Raw genomic sequence first — 24,775 nt, forward strand, 5'->3', positions numbered from 1 at the left:
ATCAAACGGATCATCAAACGGATCGCTGCTCATTTAGCAGCCCTTCCACTAATCCATTGGCTCACCTGATCGCTTGACCAAAATGAAGCGCGCCCAAGTTTGATTGGCGCGGGGAAATCCCCACGCTTTACCATATCATAAAGCGTAGTTTTGCCGATGCTAAGATGCGACAGAACATCGGGCAAACGCATAAGTTTGAGGGTGTCGTGCTGCATGTGGAATCCTATTCACTAAAAACGAGTGTATTCATCTTTTTGTTGACTAGCAAGCCGGAGTTTACTATAGGTTGCCTTACGGAACCTGTTGGTCACGCCTGACTCCCCGCTGCGCCCTCAAACGCAGCGGGGCCTTTTACAGAATGTCATCAAAGTCATCAGTAGCCGAGGGCGGCTCAAGAAAATCAGACCAGGTTTGAAGCATTTCTCGGCGCTGTCGCAGATACAGCGCCGCATTATAGACACCGCGCACAGACCCGTCCACGTGGGCCAGTTGCAACTCAATCCAGTCCCGGTTGAACTCATGCTCGTTCAACCAAGTTGACGCACTGGACCGCATCCCGTGAACCGTCGATCGTCCTGAATAGCCGAGCCGATAAAGAAAATAGATCATCGCGTTCTGCGACATCGGCTTATCCTGCCGACCCGGCGTCTTAAACACCCACTGCGACTGCCCGTTGATTTCCCGCAAACGCCCTAAGATTTGCAGCACCTGCGGAGTTAGCGGCACCTGGTGATCGCGCCGCATTTTCATTCGTTCACCGCTGATGCGCCAGAGGGGGTTTGCGCCATCCAGCCCTTCGAACTCATGCCATTGGGCAAACCGCGTTTCATTCGTGCGAACCATGGTGTGAATGGTGAACACCACGCCGAGGGCGCTAATCAGTTCCCCGTGGCCTCGGTAAATGCGATCAATGAGTTCGGGCAACTCCGCTGCCGGCAATGAATTGTGGTGAACAACCGCTTTGGGATTAGCTAAGGCGTCAGCAATATCACGCGTTGGATCAGAAGGAATCAGACTCTCCGATACGGCAAAACGAAAAATCTTCCCGACCGTCTGATAAATCCGCCTTGCCATGCTGATCGACCCGCGGTCCTCGACGCGCCTGATGACATCCAACACATCGCGGGGCTTAATTTCAGCGATTGGTAAGTGGCCCAAGTGAGGGAATACGTCAGCCACGAGTCGGTTTTGTATGCGAACCGAATGTGCCGTAACCCATTCATGTTCGTTCTTCATAAACCAGCGGTCAGCCACTTCCCGAAAGCTGTCCCGAACGCCAGGTGCGATGCCAGGAGCCTTCCGCTTTTGACCGCTTGGATCAATGCCATTGCTGAGTTTGACGCGCGCTTCTTTATGTAGCCGCCGCGCCTCTATTAGCGGAATGAGCGGGTATTGCCCAATCGACAGCGTTTTGCGTTTTCCGGCGAAGCTGTAGTCAAAGCGCCACAGCTTTGAGCCTGCGGGAGTCGTGGTCAGATAGAGACCATCCGAATCGCTCGTTTTGTAAGGTTTAGCTTTGGGTTTCAGGCTGCGAATCTTCAAATCAGTCAGGGGCATGACGGTATTCCGGCTAGGAAATCTTACGGTATTTTGCACATCCGATACCGTAAAAAGGGCGCGGATGTAGGCGAACGTCAGCGAACGTCAGCGAACGGTGGTGAACGACAAACCCTTGATAGAATTGGGATAATTTCGGAAATTATGCGGTGAAAACAATGTGTTGTGGTAGGCCCGGAGGGACTCGAACCCCCAACCAAGGCGTTATGAGCGCCCTGCTCTGACCATTGAGCTACAGGCCCCCGCAGCAACCATTTGCCTAAACCCCGTGCGCCGTGGGGTCAAGCGGTTCGGCGTTGCCCATGCGGCACGGTTACGGTATCGGGGGCGAAACCTGAAAACCGGGGGCCGGGTATGATGAAAAACGGAATCAGCTATCGCGATGCGGGCGTCGATATTGATGCGGGCAATGAACTGGTGGAACGGATCAAACCCGCCGCCGCCGCGACCACCCGCCCCGGAGTGATGGATGCATTGGGCGGGTTCGGCGCGTTGTTCGATCTGCGCGCGGCGGGCTATGACGACCCGATTCTGGTCGCGGCGACCGATGGGGTTGGCACCAAGCTGCGCATCGGGATCGACACCGGCCATCTGGACGGTCTGGGTCAGGATCTGGTCGCGATGTGCGTCAATGATCTGGTGTGCCAAGGGGCCGAACCGCTGTTTTTCCTGGACTATTTCGCCACTGGCAAGCTGTCGGTTGATGAAGGCGCGCGCGTCGTGAACGGCATCGCCGCCGGGTGTAAGGCCGCGGGATGTGCGCTGATTGGCGGTGAAACGGCGGAAATGCCGGGTATGTATCATGACGGCGATTTCGATCTGGCGGGCTTTGCCGTGGGCGCGATGAACCGGGGCGCGTCGCTGCCTGCGGGCGTGGAACAGGGCGATGTGCTGCTGGGGCTGGCATCCGACGGGGTTCATTCCAACGGCTATTCGCTGGTGCGCAAGGTGGCCGATCATGCCGGGCTGACGTGGGATGACGCGGCCCCCTTTGCCGATGGCTCGCTGGGTGAGGCGCTGCTGACGCCGACGCGGCTGTATGTCAAACCCGCACTGGCCGCGATTCGGGCGGGCGGGGTTCACGCCTTGGCCCATATCACCGGCGGCGGCCTGACCGAGAACCTGCCGCGTGTGCTGCCCAAACATCTGGGCGCGGATATTGACCTGTCGTCGTGGACGCTGCCGCCGGTCTTTGGCTGGCTGGCGCAGGCGGGCGGGATTGACACGCCGGAAATGCTGAAAACCTTCAACAGTGGCATCGGTATGATCCTGGTCGTGGCGGCGGATCAGGCCGACGCGCTGTCGCGCCTGCTGACCGAATATGGCGAGACCGTTCACCGCATCGGCACCGTCACCGCCGGCACGGGCGTGCGCTACAGCGGAACCCTTGCGTGAAGCGGGTTGCTATCCTGATTTCCGGCGGCGGGTCGAACATGGTCCGTCTGGTGCAGGATATGACCGGCGATCACCCGGCGCGGCCCGTGCTGGTCGCGTCGAACGATCCGGCGGCGGGGGGGCTGATCCGCGCGGCGGAACTGGGCGTGCCGACCGCCGCCGTGGATCATCGCGATTTTCGCGGCGACCGCGCGGGGTTCGAAGCCGCGTTGCTGCGCCCGCTGCTGGACGCGGAGCCCGACATCATTTGTCTGGCCGGGTTTATGCGCATCCTGACCCCCGATTTCGTGCAGCGATTTGCCGGGCGGATGCTGAATATTCACCCGTCATTGCTGCCGAAATATCCGGGGCTGCACACGCATCAACGCGCGATTGAGGCGGGCGACGATCAGGCCGGGGCCACCGTGCATCTGGTCACGCCGGAACTGGATGCTGGCCCGATTCTGGGTCAGGCGCGGGTTCCGGTGCTGGCGGGCGACACGCCCGACGATCTGGCCGCGCGCGTTTTGGTTCAAGAACACCGGCTGTATCCCGCCGTTCTGCGCCGCTTTGCCGCCGGGGATCCTGCGCCTGTCATGCTGTGATGGGCGGGGCGCCCTGCCCCGCCACGATACGCGTTCGCTTAGCGGATCGTCGCCAGCCAGGCGTCGATCCCCGCCTGCGCAACGGCTTGGTCCTGCGACGGAGTGCCGGACGACACGCCAATCCCGCCAACCACTTGCCCTTGCCACGCGACGGGCAGACCGCCCGCAACCACCATCAATCGCCCCCCGATGGCCGAGTTGATCCCGTAAGCTGCCGCGCCGGGCTGGCTGGCATCGCCATATTCATGCGTCGCCTTGCGCGCAGCCGAGGCGGTGAACGCCTTGTCAATCGCGATTGTGGTGGATGTGACTTTGCCGCCCTCCATCCGTTCAAACGCGATCAGCTGACCGCTTTCGTCGGTGATCGCGATGCACATGGGAACGCCGATCTGTTCGGCATGGGCGGCGGCCCCGGCAATCAGTTTGCGCGCGTCGTCGATGTCTAATCTGGTGAAGGTTTTCATCGGTTGTCCTTACTGTTCTTTCGCCACGCGACGCCATGCGTGCAGCAGCGGTTCCGTGTAACCCGAGGGTTGTTCAACACCCTTAACGATCAGGTCAAGCGCCGCCGAAAATGCTGGCCCGTCAAAGCGGGGGGCCATCGGCCGATAGGCGGGATCACTGGCGTTCTGGGCATCAACCGCCACAGCCATGCGGCGCAAGCTGTCTTCGACCTGCTCGCGGGTGATGACGCCATGCAGCAACCAGTTCGACAGGAATTGCGCCGAAATCCGTAAGGTCGCGCGATCTTCCATCAACGGCACATCGTCGATATCCGGCACCTTGGAACACCCCACGCCCTGATCGACCCAGCGCACCACATAGCCCAGCAGCGACTGACAGTTCAGGTCCGTTTCGCGCGTGATGACGGCCTCGGACAGATTGCGTTTGCCCAGAAGCGGCGGCGTCATCAGCCTGTCAAGGCTGGCGCGTTCGCGGGTCATCAGCTCGCTTTGCCGCGCGGCCACATCCACCTGATGATAATGGATCGCGTGCAGGGTCGCAGCCGTCGGCGACGGCACCCAAGCGGTGTTCGCGCCCGCCCGAGGATGGCCAATCTTGGTGGCCAGCATTTCCGACATCGCGTCAGGCTTGGCCCACATCCCCTTGCCGATCTGCCCTTTGCCGTTCAGGCCGGTCGCCAGACCCGCATCAACATTGCCGTCTTCATAGGCGGCCAGCCAATCCGCGTCCTTCATGTCGCCTTTCGGCAGCACCGCGCCCGCCTGCATGATCGTATGGATTTCATCGCCGGTCCGGTCGAGGAAACCCGTATTGATGAACGCGATCCGATCCTTCAGCGCGCGGATACATTCGCGCAGATTGACCGATGTGCGGCGTTCTTCATCCATCAGGCCCAGCTTGACCGTGCCTTTCGGCAGGCCCAGCATCGCTTCGACCGCGGCATAGGTGCGGTCGGCAAAGGCGGCCTCATCCGGGCCATGCATCTTGGGCTTGACGACATAGACGGACCCCGCGCGCGAATTGCGCGGGCCGTCGGTTTTTTGCAGGTCATGCAGCGCCGCCGTGACCGTGATGACCGCGTCCAGCAGACCTTCGGGAATGTCCTGACCGTCCAGCCTGACCGCATCACTCGTCATCAGATGGCCGACATTGCGGACCAACAAAACCGCACGCCCCGGCAGCGTAAAGGCCGACCCATCCGGCGCGGTAAAGTCGCGGTCGGGGTTCAGCCGCCGGGTCATCGGCGTGCCGCCCTTATCGAAGGTATCGGCCAGATCGCCTTTCATCAGGCCCAGCCAATTCGCATAGACCGCGACCTTGTCCTGGGCATCGACCGCCGCGACCGAATCCTCGCAGTCTTGGATCGCCGTCAGCGCCGATTCCAGCACCACATCGCGCAGACCCGACGCACTCGCCTGCCCCACAGGATGGGACGGATCAAACACCAGTTCGATATGCAGGCCGTTATGTCGGAACAGGATCGAATGCTGTTCCCCCGCGCCGCTGACGCCAACAAAGGCCGAGGGATCGGCCAGCGGCACATCCTTTCCGCCGATGGTGGCCACAGCCTGCCCGCCATCGACGCGCCAGCCCGTGACATCCGCGTGACGGCCCCCGGCCAGTGGCAGCGCGTCATCCAGAAACGCCGCCGCTTTTGCGACGGCTGCCGCGCCGCGTTCGGCGTCATAGCCTTTGCCCTTAGGCGATCCGGGCAGCACATCCGTGCCATAAAGCGCGTCATAGAGCGACCCCCAACGGGCATTCGCCGCATTCAGCGCAAAGCGCGCATTCATCACCGGCACCACCAGTTGCGGCCCGGCGATGCTGGCGATTTCCGGGTCGGCCGGGCCGGTCGCAACCGTGAATTCGGGGCCTTCCGGCACGATATAACCGATGTCACGCAGGAAGCTGATCCAGTCCGCATTGTTCCAGTCCTGTCCGCGATGATCCGTCAGCCAGTCGTCAATCTGGCGCTGCAGATCGTCCCGAACGCCAAGCAGGCGGCGGTTTTCAGGGGCAAGGTCAGTCAGAATGGATGCGAACCCGGCCCAGAATTCATTGGCGGGGATCGACAGGCCCGGAAGCAAATCGGTTTCGACAAACGTCGCCAGTTCCGACGCAACATCCAGACCACTTCGTTCGACGTATTCCGTCATCATTCCCTCCGTGAAAAACATGTCGGGAAGGCATAGCGCCCTTGGCGAGTTCCTGACCATATCCCTCTGGACAGTTTTCCACGATATGGAATAGAGCCTTGAAAATGGAAAAGCCAACGGGAACCGTTCAAGCGGTCGATCGCGCGTTAGACCTGATGGAGCTGCTTGCCGTTCACCCCGACGGCGCGCGGCTGACCGATCTTGCGCGCCAAGCTGGGCTGGCCCCGTCCACAGCGCATCGGCTGTTGACGACGCTGGAACGGCGGGGATTTGCCCAATTTGATGCCACCAATTCCCATTGGGTCGTCGGCCAGAAAGCCTTTTCGGTCGGGATCGCCTTCACCCGCTGGCAAAGCTTTATCGCCGCGGCGCATCCCTTTCTGCGACGATTGCGCGACGACAGCCACGAAACGGCAAATCTGGGCATTTTGGAAGAAGGCGAAGTCGTCACGGTTGCCCAAGTCGAAAGCCGCGAAATCACCCGAGCCATCGCGTCGCCCGGAGGTCGCGCGCCGGTCCTGTGCTCGGGGATGGGCAAGGCGATTATCGCCACATGGCCGGATGAGGCCATCGACGCGTTCATGGATCGCCATGGATTTTGGGCCAGAACCCGCCACAGCCTGCGCACGACCGAAGCCGTCCGAACCGAAATCGCCACCATCCGCGAACGCGGCTTTGCCTATGACAACGAAGAATTCACCTATGGGGTGCGATGCGTGGCGGCGGTTGTCTGGGATCCTTATGCGGAACCCATCGGGGCGATCTCGATTTCCGCCCTTGCGAACAGGCTGCCGCAAGCCGGGATGGCGGCAATGGGCGCAAAGGTTCTGGCCGCCGCCAAAGAACTGACATCGGTGCTGGGTGGCGTCATGCCGGCGCAGAAGGACGCGCCCCGTGACGACGTCACGGGGCTGTAGGCCACCCCGCCCTGCGCGCATAAGCGAGAGCCGAAGCCGGTTGCCTATCCGGCAAAGCTATTGCCCCCGCGTATCGTCACGGTTCAGCCCCCGCGGCTTTGGCCCGCCTGTCGCCCAATCCAAAAGCTCGGCGGTATGCAGGACGGGAATACCCGTTCCTGAACCAATCTGCATCATGCAGCCGATATTGCCCGCACTGATGACGTCAGGGGTCGTCGCCTCGATGGTCGCCACCTTTCGCGCCTTCAACTGACCCGAAATTTCGGGCTGCATCAGGTTATACGTCCCGGCCGATCCGCAGCAGAGATGACTGTCACGAGGCTCGACCACCTGAAAGCCCGCCGCCTTGAGCAGATCCTTGGGTGCCGAACGAACCTGCTGCCCGTGCTGCAACGAACAGGCCGCGTGATAGGCCACCCGCAAAGGCGCGGCATGGGTCGCATCCGTCAGTCCGATATCGGCCATCACCTCGGAAATGTCCTTGGCCAGTGCTGCGATCCGGGCCGCGTCCCCGGCCAGCGGATCGTTGCGGAACATGTGGCCGTAATCTTTGACCGTCGTGCCGCAACCCGAGGTGTTGATGACCACGGCGTCAAGGCCCGCGCCGTCCAGCTCGGCGGTCAGCGCACGGATATTCGCGGCGGCCATTGCGTGGCTGTCATCCGTCTTGCCCATATGATGGGTCAGCGCCCCGCAGCAGCCGATGCCTTTGGGGATCACGACCTCGCAGCCATGCCGACGCAGCAGCCGGATCGTCGCGTCGTTAATATCGGTGTTCAGCGCGCGCTGCGCACAGCCGATCAGCAGCGCGACGCGCCGTTGTTTTGCCTGTTGGGCCGGAAAGGTCTGCGGCCGGTCATTGGGACTGGGGGATGGGATGCGTGCCGGTGTCATGTCCAGCATCGCCCGCAGCCGCGCATCGGGCATCAGCTTGCGAAACGGGCGTGCCAGTTTCGCCCCCAGCAGCGCCAGCCGGAACCGCCGGGGATAGGGCAAAATCCGCGCCAGAATCCAACGCAAGGCGCGGTCATCCCAACGACGCCGGTAATTCTGTTCGATATAGTCGCGTGCGTGATCAACAAGATGCATATAATGCACCCCCGACGGGCAGGTCGTCATACAGCTGAGGCAACTCAGGCAGCGGTCGATATGCTGAACGGTTTTCGCGTCGGGAACCCGGTTGTTTTCCAGCATGTCCTTGATCAGATAGATGCGCCCGCGCGGGCTGTCCAATTCGTCACCCAGCACCTGATAGGTCGGACAGGTCGCGGTGCAGAAACCGCAATGCACGCAGGACCGAAGTATTTCATTCGCGCGCGCCGTTGCGGGGTCGGCCAGTTGTGTGTCACTAAAATTCGTTTGCATGTCAGCGCCCCATCAAACCAGGATTGAACACCCCCGCAGGGTCGAATGTCCGGCGCAGAGCGGCTGTCAGGGCGGAAACCCCGCTGGATTCGGGCGGGAAAACGGGGCCGACGGGCGCGGACCCCGGACGGACCAGCACCGCCGCCCCGGTCCCGGCGGCGCGTCGGACCGCTGCCGCGTCGCCGCTGCCCGAATACCAGATCAGCGCGCCGCCCCAATCCAATGAGGCTTCGCCGCCGAGGGGTTTCAACGCCTCGATCACCACGGGCGCATCGGTCGGCTTGACCAGAATCCGCCACACGGCGTCACCCGTATCGGCAAAGTGGCGGACATCGCGCAGGTCGCGCCACAAAAGGCGGCTTTCGTCGTCGCGCGCGATGTCCATATTGCGCGGATCGAACAGGGCGCACAGGCGATCCCGGCGATAATCGGTTTGGCCTTTCAGCCCCTCGACCCGCAGCCAGACGGTGCCGTGATGGAAGGCCGCGCCGGACACGTCGAACGGGGTCGCCAGTGCGGTTGCGAAAATCTGAACGGCGGTTTCTGGCGATACGCCGGTGAACACCAACGTCTGCTGGCTTTCGGCCACCGGCAGGGTTTTCACCGCGACTTCGGTCAACACCCCAAGCGTGCCGTAAGACCCGCAAATGAGCTTGCCAAGGTCCATGCCGGTGACGTTCTTCATCACCCGGCCCCCGTTCTTGAGGATGCGGCCGCGACCATCTACGAACCGCACGCCCAGCAGGTGATCGCGGCAGGCGCCGATCTGCACGCGGCGCGGCCCGGACACATTCGCCGCGACCAGCCCCCCGATCGTCGGCACCCCGCCGGACCCCAGCAGCACCCGATGATCCATCGGTTCGAATGCCAGTGCCTGCCCCTCGGCGGCGATCACGCGTTCGATGTCGTCCACCGGCGTGCCAGCCTTGGCGATCAGCGTCAGTTCGCCCGGCTCATAGGTCACGATCCCGCCCATTGCGCGCGTGGTCAGCGTGCTGTCGGCCACGATCCCGGCGCGACCGAGACGCGTTCCGCCCCCTGCGACACGCAGGGTCCGGGCCAGCCCGTGACATTCGGCAACCGCAGCGGCCAGTTCCTGTTCGTCCCGTGGGATAATCTCGCCGGGCGTTTGGGCGGTCGTCTGGTCGGTTGTCACGCGCATTTTGCGGCCTCCTCGCGATGCGGGCGGCTGGCCTCAAGCGGGAACACCTTTGCCGGGTTCAGCAGCCATCGGGGATCGAAGGCGTCCTTGATCTCCATCTGGATCGCCATATCTTCGGGGGTGTATTGCGCGCCCATCAGGTCGCGCTTTTCGATGCCGACCCCGTGTTCCCCGGTCAGGCAGCCGCCGACATCGACACAGAGGCGCAGAATGTCGTTCCCGAACGCTTCGGCCCGTTCCAGATCACCCGGCTGGTTCGCGTTGAACAGGATCAGCGGATGCATGTTGCCATCCCCGGCATGGAACACATTGGCGACCTCCAGCCCGTGTTCTTTGGACAGCTCACCGATCCGCCGCAGCGTATAGGGCAGTTTCGACACCGGCACCGTGCCGTCCAGACAGAGGTAATCGCCAAGCCGACCCATCGCCCCAAAGGCCGATTTGCGCCCCTTCCAGATCGCCAGCGATTCATCGGCATTGCGGCTGCTGCGGAATTCAACTGGGTTCAATTCGGCGGCAATGGACTTGATCCGTTCGATCTGGTCCAGAATTTCGTGTTCCGAGCCTTCAACCTCGACGATCAACACGGCCGCGCAATCGGGATAACCGGCCTTGGCGAACGCCTCGACCGCGCGCAGGCACACGTCGTCCATGTATTCGATCGCGACAGGCAGCACACCGGACCGGATGATCCGCGCCACGCATTCGCCTGCGGTCTCGGCGCTGTCGAAACCGATCAGCATCGGACGCGCATCTTCGGGACGGGGCAGGATGCGCAGGGTCGCTTCGGTCACGATGGCAAGCTGACCTTCCGACCCGCAGATCAGACCCAGAAGATCAAGCCCCGCGCCCCCCAGATGCGGCCCGCCCAGTTCGACGATCTCACCCGTTGCCAGCACCATGCGGACGCCCAGAAGGTTGTTCGTCGTAACGCCGTATTTCAGGCAATGCGCCCCGCCTGAATTCATCCCGATATTGCCCGCAATCGTGCAGGCAAGCTGCGACGACGGGTCGGGCGCATAGAAAAATCCGTGCGGTTCCAGCTCGGCGCTGACCGACAGATTGGTGACGCCGGTCTGAACCCGGATAAAGCGGTTCGCCGTGTCGATGTCCAGAAATTCGCGCAGCCGCATGGTGCCGATGACCACGCTGTCAGCCGTCGGCAGCGCCCCCCCGGCCAGCGACGTGCCCGCACCCCGAGGGATGACCGGCACGCGCAGATCGTGACAGATGCGCATGGCAGCCGCCACCTCTTCGGTCGTGCGCGGCAGCACGACGGCCAGCGGCGGGCATCGGTAGGCGGTCAGGGCGTCGCATTCATAGGCCCGCGTTTCTTCGGGGTCCGAAATCACCGCATCGGCGGGCAGTGCCGCGGTCAGGGCGGCGACGATTTCGGACTTGCGGGCGATGATCCCCGCATCGGGTGCGGGCATGGCAATCGTTGACACGGCTGTCTCCTTTCATGGGTCGGGGCGGGGCCATTCGACGCCCGGAAAAACCGCCGACGATCATCGTTGTTCCAACGGCCCCAGACCGCGTATAGGTTTTGGTAAAATTACTTTACCGCATCAGTCAATCGGTAAATTTCTTTTCCGCATTGCAGCAGCGCCGCGCCGTGCCATAAGCTATTGGTTCACCCGATGACCGACCTATGTGCGAGACATGAGCGACAGCAAGCCGAACAAGCCCGGCCGGGCCGCCACGACCGTCATCACCCATATCGAGAGCCTGATTCTCGAAGGGTCGCTGCGACCGGGCGAACCCCTGCTGCCGGAACGCGAGCTGGCGGCACGGCTGAATGTGTCGCGCCCGACGCTGCGTGACGCGCTGAAATCACTCGAAGAACGCGGCCTGCTGACCAGCAAGGAAGGCAAGGGGATGAAGGTTGCGCAAATCGGCGCGCAGAGCATCACCGACCCGCTGATCGCCATGCTTTCTGAACGTGGCGAAGTCGCCGACGACTATCTGGAATTCCGGGATGTGGTGGAAAGCTCGGCCGCGGCCATGGCCGCGCAGCGCGCGAATGAGCCGGAAATTCAGCGGATAAAAGACTGTGTTGCCCGGATTCAAAAGGCCCATACCGCAAACGATCCTGCGGCAGAAGCCGATGCGGACGCCGACCTGCACATCGCGATCTACGAAGCCAGCCATAATCTGGTCATCCTGCAAATCATGCGCGCGCTTTCGGGCAATCTTCGCACGGATGTCCTTCACAATCGGCAGCGGCTGTTCACGATTCCCTATGTCCGAGACCTTCTGCGGGACCAGCACCTTGCCATAGCGCAAGCGATCATCGACAGACGACCCGGCGACGCACGGTCAGCCGCGCACGAACATCTCAGCTATCTCCGCAGGGCCACGCGGGAATTCCGTGAGGCGGAAGCAAAACTGGATATGTCGCTGCGGCGGCTGGACAGCGGCGGTCTAAGCGCCCTTAAGGGCTGAGCCGGATGCCCTGCCCGCATGGACGCAGTCCCGTCCCCGGCCAATGGAAAATGTGACCCTGGCGCGCGGCTAAGCATCTTTGACGGTGACCATCTGACGCCGAACCTTACGGCGACGAAGCGGATCTTGCTGCAAAACCGCATGATCCCCGAAGGCAGTCGGCTTTTAAGCCGAACTGGCCCATGATCGACAATATATTTGAATCAACCCGCTGAATAATATGCGAAGGCCGCCCCCGCCTATCGCTTCAGAGCGGATAGCTGGTCAGCAGGCCGGACCAACACCACGCAAAAATGGCTATCACATTGATGATAATATGATTCTTGGCGCACCCGAGAGGATTCGAACCTCTGGCCTCTGCCTTCGGAGGATAATGGATGGTGCAGGTTTCGTTATGTTTCAACGACATATTAAATCGTCCTGTCATTTTTTGTTCACGCCTATAGCGAGTTTTAGCGGTCTGCATCCGGATCGATCCGGATCAAAACGCGTTAGCCGCCTCGCGCTGGAATTCGGGATGGTGATGATAATACCGACGGTAAAGTGTCTCTTCTGACATACCAAGAAAGGACGCAGCTGCGGCTGGCTTGACACCCTTCTGCATCAACCACGTCGCGCAGCTGTGGCGCAACAGGTGCGGGTAAGCACGGTCTGTGACGGTGAAGCGGCTTCCGATATCCGAGGCAGACCTATGCTGTTCAACCGCAAGATAAAGGCGCATCAACGACGCGAAAGCTGTTTTGATGTCTTTGAGCGGCGCTCCGCGGCTCGAAATTACGAAATCATCGTGCGGGAAACGGGCGCGTTGCCGACGGAGATACTTATGCAAGCGAGGCGGAATTGCGCCCGGCGGACGTTCTTTTTTTGTTGAAATGCGATCCTGAGGATTCCAGTGGATGAAGCCCGCCTGCAGATCGACATCACGCCACCGCAGCGAAAGTAATGACTCTTTTCGTCGCCGGTAAGAAATCCAAGGATCAGAAACAGCTGTAGGTATTGCCTTGCACGCTTGACTTTCGGAGCAACTCGAATGAGCCGCAAAGCTTGAGTACAAGTAAAGTAAGGCACGTCAACCGGCACCTCACGCGGTCGGTGAACCGTCACCTGTCTGTTAATCAGCCCATCGTCATTAGCGACCTTGATAGCAGCGGACAGAACAGCAAGTTCACGACGAACAGTGTTCGGTGAAAGGGGGGCGCGCGCAGGCCTCTTGGCTGCATAAATGCTTTCGCGCTCTTCTCGATATCGGATGCAACTGAGTTTATTGACTGCGGAAACCGGCTTGTTGCCCCAGTAGGGCGTCAGAGCCTTAAGCACATCGCTGATCCGTTCGGGCGCACTGACATCGGTGCGTTTGATTTTCTCATAGTAGCGAAGCACTTCGGCAATTTTGACGTCTTCGGCACGTCTGGCAACGGTCTGCCCAAGGTTCAGGAGCTTCCATTCTTCGAACTTTTCGCATGCAATGGCACGGTCCTTTGTACGCAGGCTTTTCTCTAGGCTGCCGCGCTCTTCATCTGTCCAATAGATATAATAGTTGCCGCTCTTCGGACGCTTGCGGTCACGCGCCAGCTTCGGCTCACCAACGACACCCATCTCACCCACCCAACTGATCGGACAGATATTTTTCCCAGGCACCAACAGGGATTTTGGGATTACGTCTGCCTGGTGCTGTAAAGAAGTGTGCGAGCTTCCCCGACTTAATCAAAAACCGAACGTTGGAAACGGGAATGCCGACGCGATCCGCCATCTCCTTGGGCGTTTCAACCATAGATGCATGGCCCTGCGTATTTTCCTTCATAGTACTTGCTCCATCATTGTACGCGCCAGCACCCACACCTGTGATAGAGACAGATTTCCTTGCTCACGAACGCGAGCAAAGGTATGCTGACGACGACGATTAAGTGCGAAAGACTACATTTCGCGACATTAATATACAAATAACCACAATTGTGGTCGTTTCAACGGGTGTTTTTGATGACTGATCCCGTAGGACTGGGCGACAGGATTGAAACCCTCCGCAAAGCGGCAGGCCTCTCGCAGGCTCAGTTTGCTGAGCAGCTGGGGATCAGTCGCAGCGCGTTCCAGTACTATGAGCGTGGCGAGCGAGACCTTCCTGCCCAACTCCTGCTCAAAATCTGCGAACTGTTCGATGACGACGCGCACCGGCTTCTGACCGGGGGGCCGTCGCCGCTGCTGTTGTCACGTATTGATTATTTCGCTCACCTTCTCGACGCGCGGCTGGAGGATCTCGACATCAGCATCACACCAGAAGCGCGCCAGAGGGTGTTAATGAAGGTTCTGAAAGATGATTTGCGCGCACATCCCAATCGTACGGAGAACGACGATGCGGAAGAAATGGACAGCCTTATCAGGATGGTAAGATGACGCAGGACGATCAAAAAACGCTTGGACGCGCGTTCCTGATGGTGGTCGAACCGAAAGACGTGATGGCCAAACAAGGCACACCGAAGCCGCTTCGCCCGCAGGCGCGACGCCTTGCCCGCGAGTTGGCCGGCCAGCGATTGCGCGAACGATATGTTGCCGCCAATGTATGGGCGATGGTTGCAGCTATGTCGTGGCTGGCGGCGTATTTGGTGCCGTCGTCGTTTGCGCGTCTTGACGCGCAAACGATATGTTTTTGTTTTAACCTTGTGACTTTAGTGGCGTTGCTGCTCGCAATTTTTCGCGGCCTGACGATGGGCCGTGGCTTGACCATTCCCAACGCGATCTGAGCTACCCAGCCTGCTAAATTGAAAGAACCCGCCGATGCCCACCCTACGCTGATTAACCCAGATGATAATTTGCATGCCGCGTCGCATGTGCCTTACCGCTTGCTGGAAGAGACGCCGGAACTGGCTTTGGCAACTGAGATGAGGGGAATATGCTGGCCAAAGGGGTAGTGCGGGCAGCCGATTGAGGGTAGAGCGCTCGGCACAAGGTTGCGCGGCATAGTCGGAGGGCGATCAGCCCCACCGTAGCGGAAGCTTCAGTATGCTGTTCATGTCGGCCTTGGGAACAGGCTAAGGCATAGCTCTAAGTGTACGTAAAGCGTAGCTTTACAGGCAACGAACCGCCCTGTAGGCTGGGAACCGGCTCAAGGGGCGTTTCAACCGGATAGCGCAACGATGACGGATGACGATGACCTTCGGCTTAAGAAGCCTGCCCATCCGGGCGGATTCGTGAAGCATGAGGTGCTGCAACCGCTCGGCCTGTCCGTGACGGAATCGGCGGACGCCCTCGGCGTCACACGGCCCGCGCTGTCGGCGCTGTTGAACGAGCGGGCGCACCTGTCACCGGACATGGCGCTCCGGATCGAAAAGGCGTTCGGCGTCTCGATGGAGGCGCTGATGCGGATGCAGAACAGCTACGATATTGCTCAAGCCCGCAAACGGGCGGGAGAAATCAAGGTCGAGCGGTACACGGGCATGAATGCGAAGGGGCGGGCATGACGGAACTGAGTTTCAAGGGCAAAGAGTTTCGCCACCATCTGGCAGCGCCCTTCTGCCCGCCCGTGTCCGATGAAGGTAGGTCTTTCGATCCGCAGCCCGATATCAATAGAGCGGCGCGCTAATGAAACTTCTGCGCAATACCGGAAATGAGCGCGTCATTGATCGGCTCCGAGACTGGCTTCAGCCGGATTCGGCGTTTGATCTCATGTCGCCGGACTTCTCGCTCTACGCATTTGCAGAAGTGCGCGATCATCTGAAGAAGGCCGGACACTGCCGTATTCTTCTCGGTGCCGACACTGCCCTTGCCGATTCCCTCTACGGTGGATCGGGTGACATTGCCGCGCGCGGCAAATTGCAAGGGCGTTGGCTTGCCAAAGTTGCCGGTGAATGGCTGAACAAGCATGCCGAAGTGCGGCACGTCCCGACAGCGCCACCTCAATCCATGATTGTCGTTTCCGGCGACGACGACCGCCATGTCCTGACCGGCACATGTCCGTTCACGACCGAAGGTCTGGGCATCACGCCCGGCGACCGGCTTGGCCTTGTGCAGCTCTCTGATACGGACGCGGAAGCGGCGGCTTATGCCGATTGGTTTCAGGCGAATTGGAACGGCCTAAAGCCGACAGGGGGCGAGCTTGCTGCCCGCCTCGACGATGCGGCGAGCCATCGCCCGCCGTCGCTCCTCTATTTCAAGGTGCTCTTCGAGCTGTTCAAGGATTTGGGCGACGAGCTTGACGAGGAACGGATTATCAAATCCGCCACCGGCATTCGTAACACCAACGTCTGGAACAAGCTTTTCAAGTTCCAGCGTGACGGCGTTGTCGGTGCTATCGACAAGCTGGAACGCATAGGCGGTTGCATTATCGCTGACAGCGTCGGCCTTGGCAAAACCTTCGAGGCCCTTGCCGTCATCAAATATTACGAGCTGCGCAACGACCGCGTTCTTGTTCTCTGCCCCAAGCGCCTGCGCGACAACTGGACGCTCTATAAGGCCAACGACCGCCGCAATATCCTTGCGTCCGACCGCTTCAATTACGACGTGCTCAATCACACCGACCTGTCGCGCGACGGCGGCATGTCCGGCGACATCGACCTCAGTCATGTGAATTGGGGCAACTACGACCTTGTCGTGATCGACGAGTCCCACAACTTCCGCAACAAGGCGACCCATAAGGACCGTGATACCCGTTACCACCATTTGATGAAGCGCATCATCAAAGCGGGCGTCAAAACCAAAGTGCTCATGTTGTCCGCCACGCCGGTCAACAATCGCCTTGCCGACCTCAAGAACCAGATCGCCTTCATGACCGAAGGTAATGACCTCGCCCTCATGGGCCACGGCATCCAGAGCATCGAGGCCACCATCCGCAAGGCGCAAACGCAGTTCAACCGCTGGCTGGACCTGCCCGAAACCGACCGCCGCCCCGCGCGGCTGATGGATATGCTCGGCTTCGACTATTTCAAATTGCTGGACCTGCTGACCATCGCCCGTTCCCGCAAGCACGTCCAACGCTATTACGGCACCGAAGAAACCGGTCAGTTCCCGGAGCGTCTGCGCCCCGTCAATATCAAGGCCGACGTGGACCTTGCCGGAGAGTTCCGGCCTATCCGCGAGATCAACAACGAAATCAGACGGCTCACGCTCGCAGCCTATGCGCCGCTGCGCTACGTCCTGCCGCACAAACAGGCCGTCTATGACGAGAAATACAGCACCAAGATCAGGGGCGGCGAAAGCTTTTTCCGGCAGGTGGACCGCGAGGAAAGCCTCATTCATCTGCTGCGCGTCAATATCTTGAAACGCATGGAAAGCTCGGTCGCGTCCTTCGCGCTCACCATCAAGCGCCAGCTTGCCGATGTGAACGCGCTCTTGGCGAAGATCGACGCCCACGATGAAAGCGTGGACGAGGTTTCTATCGACGATGTCGATATAGACGATCCTGCTTTCGAGGCCCTGTTGATAGGGCGCAAGGTCAAGGTCTTGCTCCACGACGTTGACCGCGTTCGCTGGCGGCAGGATTTGATCGAGGACCGCAACCGCCTTGCCACGCTGCTGTCCGCAGCACAGGCCGTCACGCCGGAACGCGACGCCAAGCTGGCGGCATTGAAAGACGTGATCGCTCGCAAGGCCGCAGCCCCGATCAATGCCGAGAACCGCAAAATCCTGTTGTTCACTGCCTTTGCCGATACGGCGGATTATCTCTACGCGCAGCTTGCGAGCTGGGCGAAGAACGAGCTTGGGCTTGAAACCGCCGTTGTCTCTGGCACGGGCGCGAACAAGACAAGCTTGCGCGGGTTGCGCGGTGATATGAGTTCGATCCTCTCGGCCTTTTCTCCACGCTCGAAAGAGCGTCCAGAGGAAATGAACGCCGAAGGCCAAATCGACCTGCTGATTGCCACCGACTGTATTTCCGAAGGGCAAAACCTTCAGGACTGCGACTTCCTCACCAATTACGATATTCACTGGAATCCTGTGCGGATCATCCAGAGGTTCGGGCGCATCGACCGTATCGGCTCGACCAATACCCGCATCCAGTTGGTCAATTTCTGGCCCAACATGGAGCTGGACGAATATCTCGACCTCGAATCCCGCGTCAGCGGGCGCATGGTGCTACTCGACGTGTCCGCGACGGGCGAGGAAAACATCATCGAGTTTCAGGCCGGAAACCAGATGAACGATCTCGAATATCGCCGCGCCCAACTGCAAAAATTGCAGGACGCGGTGATCGACCTTGAGGATTTGTCCAGCGGCGTTTCCATCGCCGATCTTACGCTCAACGATTTCCGCATCGACCTTGCCGGATATATGCGCGAGCACCGCGAGCGGCTGGAAACCCTGCCGCCTGGCACTTATGCCGTGGTGCCTGCGCCAGATGCATCCGCCCCAGAAAATGATCTGCCGCCCGGTGCCATTTTCTGCCTGCGCGCTGTCGGCGAGGCGGCGGAACGTGCCGCCGAACCCGGCTATCCCTTGAGTCCCAATTTCGTCGTCCATGTCGGCGACGAAGGCGAGGTTCTGCTACCCTATACGCAGGCGAAGCAGGTGCTCGACCGGCTCAAGAAAGCAGCCATCGGGCGCGACCTGCCCGATGCCGAAGCCTCCGCGCGCTTCGACAAAGCCACCAGATACGGGCGCGACATGGAGGATTATCAGGCGCTTCTTGCACGCGCCGTCGCCTCCATCGTTGGCAAAAGCGAGGAACGTGCCGTCGCCAGCCTATTCAACCCCGGCGGCACTCACGCGCTGAAAGGCGAGTTTGCCGGTATCAACGATTTCGAGGTTGTCGCCTTCCTTGTCATCCTGCCGGATGTGGGGGCTGCATGACGGCGGGTGCAGACTTCCTCGCCATCGTCAACGCGCTGGGCCTTCCGCCCGGCGCGCGCGTCGATTCCCGCGTCCCGAAGAAGCTGCTGGTCGAGCAAGGTGCGCCGACCGCCGCCGACAAGCGCGCTATTCAGGACGGCATCGACGAGCTGCAATGGTTCGCTGCCTGCAAGCCCGCCACCATCGGCGTTCCGGTGTTTTCCGACGATACCCGCGAATATCTTGAGATTGCCGTTGTCGGCTGCGCTTTCCGTTCCGGCGCGAAGGCAGCGCGGCTGATCGAGCTGATCCACCGCGCCATTCCCTACCCTCTGCTGCTTGTCACCGCCGACGAAAGCGGCCTTGCCGTATCGGCGGCGCACAAGCGCCATGCGCAGAACGAGGCGGGCCGCACGGTGATCGAGCATGTCGTCGCGGCAAGCGGGCTTCGGGCCGATGCGGTGGATTCCGTGCAGGTCGCCTTCCTGAAAAGCCTCGCGCTGGCGCAACAACCGCGTACCGACCTGTTCGCCCTCTATGCGGGCTGGATCGCCCGGATCGAGGCCGTCAACGCCGCCCGCCTGACGGGCGCGTTTGCCCCGACCGACGATCAGGAAGCCATTGACCGCCGCCGCGCGGCGCTCGACGCGCATTTGCGGATCACTAAAGAAATCGAAGGTCTGCGCGCCAAGGCCAAGCGCGAGAAGCAGCTTAGCCGCCGCGTGGACCTCAACCTCGAAATCCAGCGGCGCGAGGCTGACCTCGCTGCCTATGCAAACCAACTATGACTCCAAGGGGGAATCCGTCTCACATGCCTGAAATCAAGAAACTCGTTCTGGATGACCCTGCCACCAAGAGCGCCGACATTGTCGCCGGAAATGTTGATGCTCTGAAAGCTTTGTTTCCCGATGCTTTCAAGGAAGGCAGCATTGATTTCGACGTGCTCCGGCAACTGCTGGGCGGAGCCGTCGATGAGAAGGACGAGAAATACGGGCTGAACTGGCACGGCAAGCGCCAGGCACGGCAGATCGCCCTGACGCCGTCTACTGGCACATTGCTGCCGTGCCCGGATGAAAGTGTTGATTGGGACACGACGCAAAACCTCATGATCGAGGGTGATAACCTTGAGGTTCTGAAACTCCTGCAAAAGAGCTACGCAGGCAAGGTCAAGCTCATCTACATCGACCCGCCGTATAATACCGGTAAGGATTTTGTTTATCCCGACGACTTTCAGGACAGCATCAAGAATTATCTGAGGCTGACCGGCCAGATTAACGAAGGCGGGGCTAGGGCGTCATCCAACACGGAAGCATCAGGTCGGTTCCATACGGACTGGCTGAATATGATGTATCCGCGCTTGAAGCTTGCCCGAAATTTGCTTGCAGAAGATGGTGCGATTTTCATTAGTCTGGATGACTCAGAACAAGCATCAGCAAAGCGCTTATGCGACGAAATTTTTGGCGAGGAGAATTTCGTCGCAACCATTGTATGGGAAAAAGTACACACGCGAAAAAATTCTTCTCGCTATTTTTCCACATCTCACGATTACGTATTATGTATCGCGAAATCAAAGCCTGACTGGCCCCGCCCTCTGCTACCACGCGACAACACCAATGCATACTCTAACCCAGATAACCACCCCAAAGGCCCTTGGAAACTCGATCCAATCACCGCGCACAATCCTTATTCAGCCGAATACACGATAACCAAGCCTAACGGCGTTGTCCTCCGCCGCCCTCAAGGGCGGTATTGGGCGTTTAGTGAAGATACTATCAATGAGAAAATCGCTGACGATGCTATAGTCTGGGGGGCGGGAGATAGCTACCCGATGATCAAGCGGTTCCTTTCCGAAGTGCAGGATGGGTTGGTACCAATCACCATATTTCATCGCAAGTTCGCGGGTGACACTGCGATGGCTAAAGGTGAAGTTGACGATTTGTTTGGCGTAAATGCAGTTTTTGACTACCCCAAACCAACGCGGCTCATCGAAAGATTGCTACAAATAGGCTCGCGCGATAGCGACATAATCTTAGATTTCTTCGCGGGCTCAGGAACTACTGGTCATGCCGTAATGGCACAAAACGCCGCCGATGGCGGCAAGCGCCGATATATACTTGTCCAGCTTCCTCAACCGCTCGATCCAGCCAAAGCTGAGCAAAAAATTGCTGCAGAATTTTGCGACAGTTTGAACAAGCCGCGTAGCATCGCCGAACTTACGAAGGAGCGCTTGCGCCGCGCAGCAGCAGCAGTTAAAGCTAATGCTCCCGAGTTTGATGGCGATCTCGGCTTCCGTGTCTTCAAGCTCTCTCCCTCCAACATCGTCGCATGGGAACCGGAGCCGTCAGACCTTGAAGGTACCTTGCTTGCCAACACCGAGCATCTTGTGCCGGGCCGCACCGAACAGGATGTGCTCTATGAGCTGTTGCTCAAGCTGGGTCTCGATCTGTGCGTTCCTATCGAGAAGAAGGACATTGCCGGGAAGGCTGTTCATTCCATCGGCGGCGGCGCGCTGATCGTTTGCCTTGCCGATGGCCTTACCACCGACACGGTTGAAAACGTCGCCAATGGCATCGTCGCATGGTGGACGGAACTCGCGCCCGCCGTTGACACCCGCGTCGTGTTCAAGGATTCCGGTTTTGCTGATGACGTAGCGAAGACCAACATGGCGGCGATCCTAAATCAGAACGGCATCCTCGACGTGAGGAGCCTCTGAGATGAAACTGCATTTCGAGACGAACCTCGACTATCAGCACACCGCCATCGAATCTGTCTGCGACCTGTTTCGCGGGCAGGAGATCAACCGCACCGAGTTCACTGTCACCCGCCAAGCCTCCGGTGGCGCGCAACAGGAGCTTGGCCTTGTCGAAAACGCGCTGGGCATCGGCAATCGCCTGACCCTGCTCGACGACGAGATCATGTCCAACCTGAACGAAATCCAGCTCAAGAACGGCCTGCCGCCGTCCGCCAGGCTCGCGTCAGGTGACTTCACCGTAGAAATGGAGACGGGCACCGGCAAAACCTACGTCTATCTGCGCACGATTTTCGAGTTGAACAAACGGTTCGGATTCACAAAATTCGTGATCGTGGTGCCGTCCGTCGCCATCAAGGAGGGCGTCTACAAGACGCTCCAAATCACCGAGGATCATTTCAAGGGCCTCTATTCCGGTCAACCTTTCGACTATTTTCTGTACGATTCATCGAAGTTGGGGCAAGTTCGCAATTTCGCCACCAGCCCGACCATTCAAATCATGGTCGTGACCGTGGGGGCTATCAACAAGAAAGACGTGAACAATCTTTACAAGGACAGCGAAAAAACCGGCGGCGAAGCGCCTATCGACCTGATACGCGCCACGCGCCCCGTCATTATCGTGGACGAGCCGCAGACCGTGGATGGCGGCCTTGAGGGACGCGGCAAAGAAGCCCTCAACGCCATGAATCCGCTCTGCACCCTACGCTATTCCGCAACGCATGTTGACAAGCACCACATGGTTTACCGGCTGGACGCCGTGGATGCCTATGAACGCAAGCTGGTCAAGCAGATCGAAGTGGCCTCGCTCGAAGTCGAGGGCGGGCACAACAAAGCCTATCTGCGTTTCCTCTCTGCCAGCAATGCGCGCGGTGCCGTTACCGCCAAGGTCGAAATCGACGTACAGCAAGGCGGACAGGTACGCCGCAAGGAAGTCACTGTGCAGGACGGCGACGACTTGGAGGATACAACAGGCCGCGCCATCTACAAGGATTGCCGCATCGGTGAAATCCGGGTCGCGGGCAAAGATTCTCTGCTCGAAGTGAAAACCGCCGGGTCGGAATCCTTCCTCGCTGTTGGGCAAGCCATCGGCGATGTTGACGCCGATGCCGTCAGGCGGCTCATGATCCGCCGCACGATTACCGAACACCTTGAGAAAGAGCGCCGTCTTGCGCCGCTCGGCATCAAGGTGCTCAGCCTGTTTTTCATCGACGCCGTGGAGCACTACCGTTCCTACGACGAGGATGGAAACGCGGTGAAAGGCAAATATGCGGCAATCTTCGAGGAAGAATATCGCCGTGCCGCAAAGCTTCCAGAATATGCCAGTCTGTTCAAGGAAGTGGACCTCGAAACCGACGCCCGAGAAGTGCATGACGGCTATTTCTCCATCGACAAGAACAAGCGATGGACCGACACCGCCGAGAACAATCAGGCCAATCGCGACAGCGCCGAACGCGCCTATAACCTCATCATGAAGGACAAGGAGAAGCTGCTTAGCTTCGACACGAAGCTCAAGTTCATTTTCTCCCACTCCGCGCTGAAAGAGGGTTGGGACAATCCCAACGTGTTCCAGATTTGCGCGCTGCGCGAAATCGGCACCGAGCGCGAACGCCGCCAGACCATCGGGCGAGGCTTACGCCTCTGCGTCAACCAGCAGGGCGAACGGCTGCGCGGCTTCGAGATCAACACGCTGACCGTGATCGCCACCGAGAGCTACGAAGCCTTCGCGGAAAACCTACAGAAAGAGATCGAGGCCGATACCGGCATCCGTTTCGGCATCGTCGAGAAACACCAGTTCGCGGCTATCTCCGTCCAGCAAGAGGACGGCACCCTTGTTATGCTGGGATTCGAGGAATCCGCCGCGATTCATGAATATCTCAAAGGCGCCGATTTCATCGACGCCAAGGGCAAGGTACAGGACAAGCTGCGCACGGCGTTGAAAGACGGAACGCTGACCGTTCCCGACGAGCACGCCGCGCACCTGCCGCAGATCAAGGAAGTGCTGCGCAAAATCGCAGGGAAACTCGACATCAAGAACGCCGACGACCGCAAGGCCGTGCGCGTGCGCAAGGAAGTCCTGCACAGCGCCGAGTTTCAGGCGCTATGGGACCGCATCAAGCACCGCACGACTTATCGCGTTCATTTCGACAACGCCAAGTTGATCGAGGATTGCACCAAGGCGATTTCCAACGCACCGCCCATCACCAAGGCGAAAGCCGTCATCCGCAAGGCTGACCTCGCCATCGGTCAAGGCGGCGTGATCGCTACCGAAACCGCTACGTCCGGCCCCGTCACCATCGAAGAAGGCGATATTGCCCTTCCTGACGTGCTGACCGATTTGCAGGACCGCACCCAGCTTACGCGCCGCAGCCTTGTCACTATCCTGACCGAGAGCGGCAGGCTTGGCGATTTCAAGCGCAACCCCCAAGCTTTCATCGAACTGGCGGCGGAAACCATCAACCGCACCAAACGCCTCGCGCTCGTGGACGGCATCAAATACCAGCGGATCGGCAACGATCATTTCTACGCGCAGGAGCTATTCGAGCAGGAGGAATTGACCGGCTATCTGAAGAACATGCTTCAGGATACGCAAAAATCCGTGTTCGAGCATGTCATCTACGACTCCGGCGGCGTCGAGCGCACCTTCGCCGAACAGCTTGAAAAGAACGAGGCGGTGAAGGTTTACGCTAAGCTGCCGGGTTGGTTCAAAGTCCCCACGCCGCTCGGCACCTACAATCCCGATTGGGCGGTGCTGGTGCAGGTGGACGGCGCGGAACGCCTGTATTTCGTTGTCGAGACGAAAGGCAGTCTGTTCACCGACGACCTGCGCGACAACGAAGCCGCGAAGATCGCCTGCGGCGAAGCGCATTTCAAGGCGCTTGCCGTTGACGCGAATCCGGCCCGCTACATCAGAGCCACCAAGATCGACGACCTCATGGAGCATTGCTGATACCAGCCACCAGAGCCACCCTCTAAAAGAGGGTGAGCTGGCGGGCGGCAGCCTCGTGCTGCCGCCAATCCGGCGAGGCGGCAGCCTCGTCGAGCCATTTGCGCACAAGCGCCACCGGCTGGCCCATCGCGGCGACGCCCTGACTACCAGGCTTCATGGTAGCTGCCGACAAAATGATATATCGGCTCGGTGTGATCTTAGCCTGTTACAGTGAAGGCGCACCGAATTACGTTTTGCAACTAGGCTGAAAACTTCAGTTGTCATTTCTTCGACTACAACT

Annotated in this window: 21 protein-coding genes and 1 tRNA gene; 12 read left to right on the plus strand and 10 right to left on the minus strand. The window is 59.7% G+C overall.

The features are described 5' to 3' along the window. Window positions 1–29: 29 nt before the first annotated feature. From Q4G20_RS00115 to Q4G20_RS00125, 3 genes are all read right to left on the minus strand, one after another. A complete protein-coding gene (locus tag Q4G20_RS00115; protein ID WP_303340949.1) occupies window positions 30–215 on the minus strand; it encodes an AlpA family transcriptional regulator in 186 nt (61 codons plus the stop codon). Window positions 216–351: 136 nt separating this feature from the next. Then, window positions 352–1,557, minus strand: a complete 1,206-nt coding sequence (locus Q4G20_RS00120) for an integrase arm-type DNA-binding domain-containing protein (RefSeq protein WP_303340950.1) — start codon at window positions 1,555–1,557, stop codon at window positions 352–354. Between the two features lie 166 nt (window positions 1,558–1,723). Next, window positions 1,724–1,799: transfer RNA gene (locus tag Q4G20_RS00125), tRNA-Ile, on the minus strand. A gap of 112 nt (window positions 1,800–1,911) precedes the next feature. Here Q4G20_RS00125 and purM point away from each other — a divergent pair. Both purM and purN read left to right on the plus strand, forming a co-directional pair. Continuing rightward, window positions 1,912–2,952 (plus strand): phosphoribosylformylglycinamidine cyclo-ligase, encoded by a 1,041-nt coding sequence (purM, locus tag Q4G20_RS00130; RefSeq protein WP_303340951.1) that lies wholly within the window; start codon window positions 1,912–1,914, stop codon window positions 2,950–2,952. Continuing rightward, window positions 2,949–3,536: a phosphoribosylglycinamide formyltransferase gene (gene purN, locus Q4G20_RS00135; RefSeq protein WP_303340952.1), complete on the plus strand. Its 588-nt coding sequence runs from the start codon at window positions 2,949–2,951 to the stop codon at window positions 3,534–3,536. Before purM ends, purN begins: the two co-directional genes overlap by 4 nt. Window positions 3,537–3,574: 38 nt before the next feature. Here purN and Q4G20_RS00140 read toward each other — a convergent pair whose 3' ends face one another. Both Q4G20_RS00140 and Q4G20_RS00145 read right to left on the minus strand, forming a co-directional pair. After that, window positions 3,575–4,000, minus strand: a complete 426-nt coding sequence (locus Q4G20_RS00140) for a heme-binding protein (protein WP_303340953.1) — start codon at window positions 3,998–4,000, stop codon at window positions 3,575–3,577. Between the two features lie 9 nt (window positions 4,001–4,009). Continuing rightward, a complete protein-coding gene (locus tag Q4G20_RS00145) occupies window positions 4,010–6,157 on the minus strand; it encodes a malate synthase G (protein ID WP_303341411.1) in 2,148 nt (715 codons plus the stop codon). Between the two features lie 104 nt (window positions 6,158–6,261). Here Q4G20_RS00145 and Q4G20_RS00150 point away from each other — a divergent pair, with 104 nt between their 5' ends. Next, entirely contained in the window at window positions 6,262–7,074 is an 813-nt protein-coding gene (locus Q4G20_RS00150; RefSeq protein ID WP_303340954.1) for an IclR family transcriptional regulator, read from the plus strand. 57 nt (window positions 7,075–7,131) lie between these two features. Here Q4G20_RS00150 and glcF read toward each other — a convergent pair whose 3' ends face one another. Genes glcF through Q4G20_RS00165 form a run of 3 tightly spaced genes read right to left on the minus strand, consistent with a single transcriptional unit; the run spans window position 7,132 to window position 11,040 of the window. After that, window positions 7,132–8,439, minus strand: coding sequence for a glycolate oxidase subunit GlcF (glcF, locus tag Q4G20_RS00155; protein ID WP_303340955.1), 1,308 nt, complete (start codon window positions 8,437–8,439; stop codon window positions 7,132–7,134). Window position 8,440: 1 nt separating this feature from the next. Further along, entirely contained in the window at window positions 8,441–9,601 is a 1,161-nt protein-coding gene (locus Q4G20_RS00160; protein ID WP_303340956.1) for an FAD-binding protein, read from the minus strand. Further along, on the minus strand, window positions 9,592–11,040 hold the full coding sequence (locus Q4G20_RS00165; protein ID WP_303341413.1) for an FAD-linked oxidase C-terminal domain-containing protein: 1,449 nt from the start codon (window positions 11,038–11,040) through the stop codon (window positions 9,592–9,594). Before Q4G20_RS00165 ends, Q4G20_RS00160 begins: the two co-directional genes overlap by 10 nt. Window positions 11,041–11,263: 223 nt before the next feature. On the opposite strand from Q4G20_RS00165, the gene Q4G20_RS00170 reads away from it, so the two are divergent. Beyond that, complete coding sequence (locus tag Q4G20_RS00170) at window positions 11,264–12,046, plus strand: FCD domain-containing protein (protein ID WP_303340957.1); 783 nt, start codon at window positions 11,264–11,266, stop codon at window positions 12,044–12,046. Window positions 12,047–12,527: 481 nt separating this feature from the next. Here the strand turns inward: Q4G20_RS00170 and Q4G20_RS13620 are convergent, their stop codons facing one another. Both Q4G20_RS13620 and Q4G20_RS00180 read right to left on the minus strand, forming a co-directional pair. Continuing rightward, window positions 12,528–13,100 (minus strand): tyrosine-type recombinase/integrase, encoded by a 573-nt coding sequence (locus Q4G20_RS13620; protein WP_368660764.1) that lies wholly within the window; start codon window positions 13,098–13,100, stop codon window positions 12,528–12,530. A 543-nt stretch (window positions 13,101–13,643) separates the two neighbouring features. Beyond that, window positions 13,644–13,847 (minus strand): hypothetical protein, encoded by a 204-nt coding sequence (locus tag Q4G20_RS00180; RefSeq protein ID WP_303340959.1) that lies wholly within the window; start codon window positions 13,845–13,847, stop codon window positions 13,644–13,646. 176 nt (window positions 13,848–14,023) lie between these two features. Between Q4G20_RS00180 and Q4G20_RS00185 the strand changes: the two genes are divergently transcribed. The 8 genes from Q4G20_RS00185 (at window position 14,024) to Q4G20_RS00220 (ending at window position 24,495) form a co-directional block, all read left to right on the plus strand. Beyond that, window positions 14,024–14,434 carry a helix-turn-helix domain-containing protein gene (locus Q4G20_RS00185; protein WP_303340960.1) on the plus strand — a complete coding sequence of 137 codons (411 nt, stop codon included), beginning with the start codon at window positions 14,024–14,026 and terminating at the stop codon, window positions 14,432–14,434. Continuing rightward, window positions 14,431–14,781 carry a hypothetical protein gene (locus tag Q4G20_RS00190; protein WP_303340961.1) on the plus strand — a complete coding sequence of 117 codons (351 nt, stop codon included), beginning with the start codon at window positions 14,431–14,433 and terminating at the stop codon, window positions 14,779–14,781. The genes Q4G20_RS00185 and Q4G20_RS00190 overlap by 4 nt, the downstream gene beginning before the upstream one ends. 393 nt (window positions 14,782–15,174) lie before the next feature. Next, window positions 15,175–15,498 (plus strand): HigA family addiction module antitoxin, encoded by a 324-nt coding sequence (locus Q4G20_RS00195; protein ID WP_303340962.1) that lies wholly within the window; start codon window positions 15,175–15,177, stop codon window positions 15,496–15,498. After that, on the plus strand, window positions 15,495–15,620 hold the full coding sequence (locus Q4G20_RS00200) for a hypothetical protein (RefSeq protein WP_303340963.1): 126 nt from the start codon (window positions 15,495–15,497) through the stop codon (window positions 15,618–15,620). The genes Q4G20_RS00195 and Q4G20_RS00200 overlap by 4 nt, the downstream gene beginning before the upstream one ends. Continuing rightward, a complete protein-coding gene (locus tag Q4G20_RS00205; protein WP_303340964.1) occupies window positions 15,620–18,820 on the plus strand; it encodes a helicase-related protein in 3,201 nt (1,066 codons plus the stop codon). Before Q4G20_RS00200 ends, Q4G20_RS00205 begins: the two co-directional genes overlap by 1 nt. Beyond that, the gene (locus Q4G20_RS00210; RefSeq protein ID WP_303340965.1) at window positions 18,817–19,587 is read left to right on the plus strand and encodes a DUF4391 domain-containing protein; all 771 of its coding nucleotides are present in this window, start codon (window positions 18,817–18,819) and stop codon (window positions 19,585–19,587) included. The genes Q4G20_RS00205 and Q4G20_RS00210 overlap by 4 nt, the downstream gene beginning before the upstream one ends. A 23-nt stretch (window positions 19,588–19,610) precedes the next feature. Beyond that, window positions 19,611–21,512 carry a site-specific DNA-methyltransferase gene (locus Q4G20_RS00215; protein ID WP_303340966.1) on the plus strand — a complete coding sequence of 634 codons (1,902 nt, stop codon included), beginning with the start codon at window positions 19,611–19,613 and terminating at the stop codon, window positions 21,510–21,512. A 1-nt stretch (window position 21,513) separates the two neighbouring features. Continuing rightward, window positions 21,514–24,495, plus strand: coding sequence for a type III restriction-modification system endonuclease (locus tag Q4G20_RS00220; RefSeq protein WP_303340968.1), 2,982 nt, complete (start codon window positions 21,514–21,516; stop codon window positions 24,493–24,495). Window positions 24,496–24,775: the final 280 nt, after the last annotated feature.

Source organism: Paracoccus sp. (in: a-proteobacteria) (assembly GCF_030538495.1).
Taxonomy (GTDB): domain Bacteria; phylum Pseudomonadota; class Alphaproteobacteria; order Rhodobacterales; family Rhodobacteraceae; genus Paracoccus.

Bases quoted from the DNA above. Each gene is read 5' to 3' on its own strand.
- Q4G20_RS00115 (WP_303340949.1), bottom strand. From the start codon at position 215: ATGCAGCACGACACCCTCAAACTTATGCGTTTGCCCGATGTTCTGTCG.
- Q4G20_RS00170 (WP_303340957.1), top strand. From the start codon at position 11,264: ATGAGCGACAGCAAGCCGAACAAGCCCGGCCGGGCCGCCACGACCGTC.
- Q4G20_RS00205 (WP_303340964.1), top strand. From the start codon at position 15,620: ATGAAACTTCTGCGCAATACCGGAAATGAGCGCGTCATTGATCGGCTC.
- Q4G20_RS00215 (WP_303340966.1), top strand. From the start codon at position 19,611: ATGCCTGAAATCAAGAAACTCGTTCTGGATGACCCTGCCACCAAGAGC.
- Q4G20_RS00220 (WP_303340968.1), top strand. From the start codon at position 21,514: ATGAAACTGCATTTCGAGACGAACCTCGACTATCAGCACACCGCCATC.
- Q4G20_RS00210 (WP_303340965.1), top strand. From the start codon at position 18,817: ATGACGGCGGGTGCAGACTTCCTCGCCATCGTCAACGCGCTGGGCCTT.
- Q4G20_RS00190 (WP_303340961.1), top strand. From the start codon at position 14,431: ATGACGCAGGACGATCAAAAAACGCTTGGACGCGCGTTCCTGATGGTG.
- Q4G20_RS00180 (WP_303340959.1), bottom strand. From the start codon at position 13,847: ATGAAGGAAAATACGCAGGGCCATGCATCTATGGTTGAAACGCCCAAG.
- purM (WP_303340951.1), top strand. From the start codon at position 1,912: ATGATGAAAAACGGAATCAGCTATCGCGATGCGGGCGTCGATATTGAT.
- Q4G20_RS00160 (WP_303340956.1), bottom strand. From the start codon at position 9,601: ATGCGCGTGACAACCGACCAGACGACCGCCCAAACGCCCGGCGAGATT.
- Q4G20_RS00200 (WP_303340963.1), top strand. From the start codon at position 15,495: ATGACGGAACTGAGTTTCAAGGGCAAAGAGTTTCGCCACCATCTGGCA.
- Q4G20_RS00145 (WP_303341411.1), bottom strand. From the start codon at position 6,157: ATGACGGAATACGTCGAACGAAGTGGTCTGGATGTTGCGTCGGAACTG.
- Q4G20_RS00195 (WP_303340962.1), top strand. From the start codon at position 15,175: ATGACGGATGACGATGACCTTCGGCTTAAGAAGCCTGCCCATCCGGGC.
- Q4G20_RS00185 (WP_303340960.1), top strand. From the start codon at position 14,024: ATGACTGATCCCGTAGGACTGGGCGACAGGATTGAAACCCTCCGCAAA.
- glcF (WP_303340955.1), bottom strand. From the start codon at position 8,439: ATGCAAACGAATTTTAGTGACACACAACTGGCCGACCCCGCAACGGCG.
- Q4G20_RS00140 (WP_303340953.1), bottom strand. From the start codon at position 4,000: ATGAAAACCTTCACCAGATTAGACATCGACGACGCGCGCAAACTGATT.
- Q4G20_RS00120 (WP_303340950.1), bottom strand. From the start codon at position 1,557: ATGCCCCTGACTGATTTGAAGATTCGCAGCCTGAAACCCAAAGCTAAA.
- Q4G20_RS00150 (WP_303340954.1), top strand. From the start codon at position 6,262: ATGGAAAAGCCAACGGGAACCGTTCAAGCGGTCGATCGCGCGTTAGAC.